Annotated in this window: 3 protein-coding genes and 1 pseudogene; all 4 read right to left on the bottom strand. The window is 36.4% G+C overall.

All coding sequences use genetic code 11. The annotated features are described in order from the left end of the window. Positions 1-46 precede the first annotated feature (46 nt). Positions 47-523, bottom strand: coding sequence for a hypothetical protein (locus KSW37_RS16100; RefSeq protein ID WP_254368695.1), 477 nt, complete (start codon positions 521-523; stop codon positions 47-49). A gap of 12 nt (positions 524-535) precedes the next feature. After that, complete coding sequence (locus KSW37_RS14985; protein ID WP_217315213.1) at positions 536-2,698, bottom strand: peptidase domain-containing ABC transporter; 2,163 nt, start codon at positions 2,696-2,698, stop codon at positions 536-538. 40 nt (positions 2,699-2,738) lie between these two features. After that, positions 2,739-4,847 (bottom strand): outer membrane beta-barrel family protein, encoded by a 2,109-nt coding sequence (locus KSW37_RS14980; protein ID WP_217315211.1) that lies wholly within the window; start codon positions 4,845-4,847, stop codon positions 2,739-2,741. A 306-nt stretch (positions 4,848-5,153) separates the two neighbouring features. Next, a pseudogene (locus KSW37_RS16095) lies at positions 5,154-5,321 on the bottom strand (plasmid mobilization protein); the annotation flags it as partial. Between the last annotated feature and the right edge of the window lie 118 nt (positions 5,322-5,439).

Genomic DNA, 5,439 nt, shown 5'->3' with positions numbered 1-5,439 from the left:
AACACAATATGCATCCTAAAACAAACGGCAGGTGTTCGGACATAGACTATCCGAATACCTGCTGCCATAACGTTTTGTTGCTGACGATGATTCTGACATCGGCTTTCATGTACTTTTGCAACACAGGGGACTTTTGTCCCTGTGTACTCACTGTGGCTATAGCCATAAAATAGTTACCATCTTCCCTATGTATGAGCCTGGCTTTATGGCTTGTGATGTTGCAGTTATAAGATGCATTATCGTTGCCCTCGAAAGATACATGAGCCGTCCTTAGCTCATCGAAAAGATACAAATACTTGTATGGCCCAAACACTTGCACTGTTCTTTGATTGATGACCTCACCATTAGCCTCTATGGATATAGGATAAGGTATCTTGTAGAAAGCAACTGCGAGGGCGAGGACTATTGTCGTAATGACAACCGTTCCCAAGCTGACGAGGCGAGGAGGAACTTTGCCTATCACGTTCCTCACCTTCTCGCTTCTCAACTCGATATTATCTGATTCTTTTTCATTCTGTTCCATATTAAAAGCATTTTAGTTTCCCAATTCCAACTGATTCTTCACAAGGTTATAATATGCCCCTCGCTTGGCGGTCAAAGACTCATGGTTGCCTATCTCAACCACCTTTCCATGGTCGATGACCACGATTTGGTCGGCATTCTTCACCGTGCTTAGGCGATGAGCCACAATCACAACGGTCTTGCCCTTATAGAACTTATCCAAGTTCTCCACGATGCTTCTCTCATTATTGGCATCGAGCGAGTTTGTAGCCTCGTCAAGGAATATATAGTCAGGATTCTTGTAAACCGCCCTTGCAATCAAGATACGCTGTTTCTGTCCCTGGCTTAGTCCCACGCCATCACGTCCAATCTTGGTATTGAACTTCAGAGGCAAAGCCATTACATACTCCTTGATACAAGCTATCTCGGCTGCTTTCAACAACCGTTCCTTGTCTATGTCGCCATCGTCAACGGCAATGTTTCGTGCTATACTCTCCGAGAAGATAACGCCATCCTGCATCACTACGCCACATTGTCTGCGCCACCACTTTTTGTCGAGTTTGTTTATGTCAGTATTTCCAATGTTTATTTTTCCCTCCAAGACAGGATAATAACCAAGTATCAAGCGGATGAGGGTGGTCTTTCCACTGCCAGATGCGCCAACGATGGCTGTTACCTTACCTTGCGGAATGTGAATGCTCACATCGTCTATGGTTTTGCGCAAAGCATGTGGGTCGTACTTGAACATGATGTTCTTGATGTCAATGCCCTCATTCTTATCTTCAATAGAAGTCAGCAAGCCTTCCTTTCCATTCTCATCATCCATCTGGTGAATCTCGTTGATACGTTCCAAGCTAATCTTCACATCTTGCAAGGAATAAAAGAAGTTCATCAATTGATCTACAGGTGTATTTAATTGACCAATAATATACTGTATGGCAAGCATCATGCCAAGGGTCATGTCTCCGTGAATTACCGCTGTTGCAGCTATAACTGTAATGATGGTATTTTTAGTTTCATTGATGAATATGCACCCTGCTTCTTGCATTTGTTGGAGTTTGAGCGATTTCATCTGTACTCCAAACAAATCAGCTTGTGTATCTTCCCATTCCCATCTTCTGCGTTGCTCACAATCCTGCAATTTGATTTCTTGCATAGAGGTGATAAACTCGTAAGTTTTGTTGTTGTTGATGGCTTGCTGTTCAAATAACTCATAATCTAGTACTTTCCTCCGTCTTAAGAATAAAGTCATCCATGCGCCATAGAGAATACTTCCAAGCAAGAAGATAGCAAACACAAATTTATCGTATAAGAACAGCACCACAGAAAACACAACAAAAGTGAATATCGCAAATGTTATGTTGAGTGTCTGCTGTGTGAGAAATTTATTCACACGACTATGGTCACTCATTCTTTGCATCAAGTCTCCCATAAGCTTTGTGTCAAAGAAAGACATTGGAAGCTTCAGTAATTTAATGAAGAAGTCACTCAATAGTGAAATGTTAATGCGCAAGGAGATATGAAGCAATAACCATCTACGGATAAAGTCAATAGCTGTTCGGCTAATTGTTAGCATAAGTTGTCCCAATAATATCAGCCAAACAAAACCAATGTCTTGGTTTTTGATGCCAATATCAACAATAGATTGGGTGAGAAATGGCAAGACTAACTGTAAAAGGCTTCCAACAACCAAACCTAGTACAATTTGCCCAAAATACTTACGATATTTTTTCACATACCCCAAGAGAAAACGAAAAGACCGCTTTTCTTTTATGTTCTCTTCTTTCTGCATCTTGTAAGCAAAAAAGGCAGGTGTAGTTTCCAAGAACATAGCGATGCCCTTGTCTTCACCATTGGTATTTGTGCTTAGCCAATGTTTCTTGAATTCATCAAGAGTATAAGTTATCAAACCTTTTCCTGGGTCAGCAATATAGTATTTGTTGTTCTTTATTCTATATAAAACGACAAAATGATTTTGATTCCAATGCAAAATGCAAGGAAGAGGAACAATTTGTAACTTATTGATACTGGTTCTTGCAGCTATAGCATGAAAACCAAGAATCGTAGCAGACTCACTTAATCCCATTAAAGACACTCCCTCTTTATTAGCATGACATAAGTTTGCCATAGTTTCTATGGAAATGCTACGACCGAAAAACTTACATATCATACACAAACAAGCAATGCCACATTGCATAGAATCATGTTGTATGAAAAGTGAAAATTTTTCATCATTTTTATTTTACAATACCATCTATGTTGTCCGAATTATTTAATCTTTTATTTCTTGCCTTATAAGATTTACCCCAATTTATGTCATAGGAAACACCTAGAGTTATCATATTAGCATTGTCCTTTATTCTAAAATACTCAGTTTTATATAAACCATTTCTAGCATACTCGAAACCAGAACTCTGAACATATTTTTTAAACGGATTCCATACTCCAAGTGAGAAAGTCATTCTTTTGTATTTATAAGAACAATCAACGCTGCCTGTGGATTCTCCATAAAAACTTTTCATTCCAAATAATTCCCTTGGATTATGATTGAAAGATATATTTGCAGAAAAGTTTTTCAGGTAGAACACTATCTTCCCACCATATGTATAGTCTGTTAAAGAGAAAGTTTCGTCTTCTATTTTAAATTTATAATAGTTGTATGAAATATAGCCATCAATGAACAACATGTCCTTTATGATGTCAAAGCTTGTGTAAAAATTTATTTTACGAACAGTTTTTGAATCAAAATTTATATGTTGATAACCTGATTTCCCATTTTGACAATAAATACCAGACGCAAAAAGATTTTTTGCACTTTCGATATTGTAGTTTAGTGAAATATACCATCTGTTAGGATTCCAAGATAAAGATAATTTATGTTTTATGTTGTCATAAGGACGCAAGGCAGAATTGCCTGTTTCGAATTCATATCTATTCAAATTTTTTGTAATTCCACTTAATGTTGACAAGCTTGGTATTGTTGGTTGCATTGAAAATTGATAAGACATACTAAAATTGTCTAAAGGCATATACTTAATTCTGCCTAAAGGACGATATAATACTTTGTTAAAAGAATTGCCACCTTCCTTGAAACTAACCCAATTTATACCTATTCCCCCCATGTAGTAGATATTTTTAACATTTCCAGAGAATTGGGTATAAGCGTATAAATTTTGGTCTTTTGAATCAAAATCATTTGTAATATCATAACTATATAAATTGTGAGTGTCTGAATATTTGTATCTTAAACCAGAATCCCATGAAAGATTTTTTAAAGAATAAGTATGCATGATTTCTGTTATAAGAGACTTGCGCTTTCCTTCTACCCCATACTCAAAATGGGAATTATTTTCGTTTACATTTTCAGTATATGAATAATCATAGTTTGTCTGTAATATTTTTCCTACCATATTAAAGAGCAATGACTGTTTGGAGGAAATTTTATATTCAGAAAACAAGTCTATTGCAGGTGAATGACTTTTGTCTTTTGGTGACCTAAATGAATTTCCTATCAAACTTTTCTTATCAAATATCTCCTGTGAGCAATTTTGATTGGTGTTTCGGTTTGTACTATAGTTGAATTTTATGTTAAATGTAAAGTTATTCTTATAATAATTATATGCAGCATCTATATTTTGAAGAAAGTATCCATATGGCGATTCTACGCCCTTTCTGGATATTTCAACATCTTCATTTTCTAGATACGTATCTGTGTATGAATTGGAATAATCTCGGTACTTGCTATTATAGCTTAGGCTAAACAAACTGTTTGCCTTGTTAAATTTGACATAAGCACTATTATATAGCGACATTGTTGTTAGAGCCGCATCTTCATAGAGTCCAAATTGTCCACCAGAAGTATGCCTTTTAGTTACAATGTTAATGATTGCACTAATGTTACTGTCATTATATCGTGCTCCTAATTTATCAAAAAACTCTATTTTTTTTACATCGCTTGGGATTATCGTCAAAAAATCTGCAATAGTGGCATCAATGTTGTTGATTTTAAAAAGTATATTACTTCCATTAATAGTTGTTGCATTCTTGTTCTGGCGGTCAACGATTACTCCTGGCAGTTTTATTTTGCTCAGCAAATCCCATGCAGATGACGATGCCTTCTGCATATTAGAAGTTGGAATTAATATTAAGCGGTCTGATTTTGTTATGATATTTGAACCTTTTACAACGACATCTGACAAGTTAAAGATTCTAGATGTATCAGACAAGTTCTTTGATATTGTATCGGTTACTATAAAATCAGAGCCTATTGTGAAAAGACTTTTTTCCCCACTAAAAACATCCAAAGTAACCCAAAGAAGAAAAAATATACAAAAACTATTTCTCATTATTTCTTTCTATTAAAAAGTTGTAGATGACTTTTCTTTTTGCTATAAAAGCGATGCAAAAATAATGTTTTTATTTCGAAGTTACAAATATTTTCATACAGTTTAACACAAAAAACGCATAAAACATGTCTTTCTGTTCGTTCCGAACTATATTTTGTTGTTGCAAAGGAGAATAATAATATTCAATTAAGATTTTATATGGTTGCTTTATCCTATGAGGATAGCTGGCATCATTTCAATATATGACTCTTAGTTTCAATTTGCATACATCAGAAGCAAAGACTTAACCTCTCCTTTCTATGTCTACTCTCGTATATACTCCGCCAACTTGCGGTTGGCTTTTCTCGCCCTCAGCCTCAATGCCTCGTAGCTTGGTTTCGAGAACTTCACCGTGACAGACTTCGACAACTTGCGAACCCTGCCTGTGGGCGGTCTTCCGCCCTTTCTCTTGTCCTGTTCATGTATGCTTGTCATTCGATATACTGTTTACAGTTGGTACACTTACTTTCTGCGACCGCCGGGAGCAAAAAATCTCCGCCCTCATGGTGGAGCGAGGCGTTTTGGGGTTCCCAAAACATAACCTCGCTCCCTC

The sequence above is a fragment of the Segatella copri genome (genome assembly GCF_019127135.1).
Classification (GTDB): domain Bacteria; phylum Bacteroidota; class Bacteroidia; order Bacteroidales; family Bacteroidaceae; genus Prevotella.
The sequence above is the reverse complement of the archived record's forward strand: the minus strand, read 5'-3'. Positions and strand labels throughout refer to the sequence as shown.

What these genes read in the sequence shown, in the direction of transcription:
- KSW37_RS16100 (WP_254368695.1), bottom strand. Translation starts at nt 523, where the DNA reads ATGGAACAGAATGAAAAAGAATCAGATAATATCGAGTTGAGAAGCGAG.
- KSW37_RS14985 (WP_217315213.1), bottom strand. Translation starts at nt 2,698, where the DNA reads ATGCAATGTGGCATTGCTTGTTTGTGTATGATATGTAAGTTTTTCGGT.
- KSW37_RS14980 (WP_217315211.1), bottom strand. Translation starts at nt 4,847, where the DNA reads ATGAGAAATAGTTTTTGTATATTTTTTCTTCTTTGGGTTACTTTGGAT.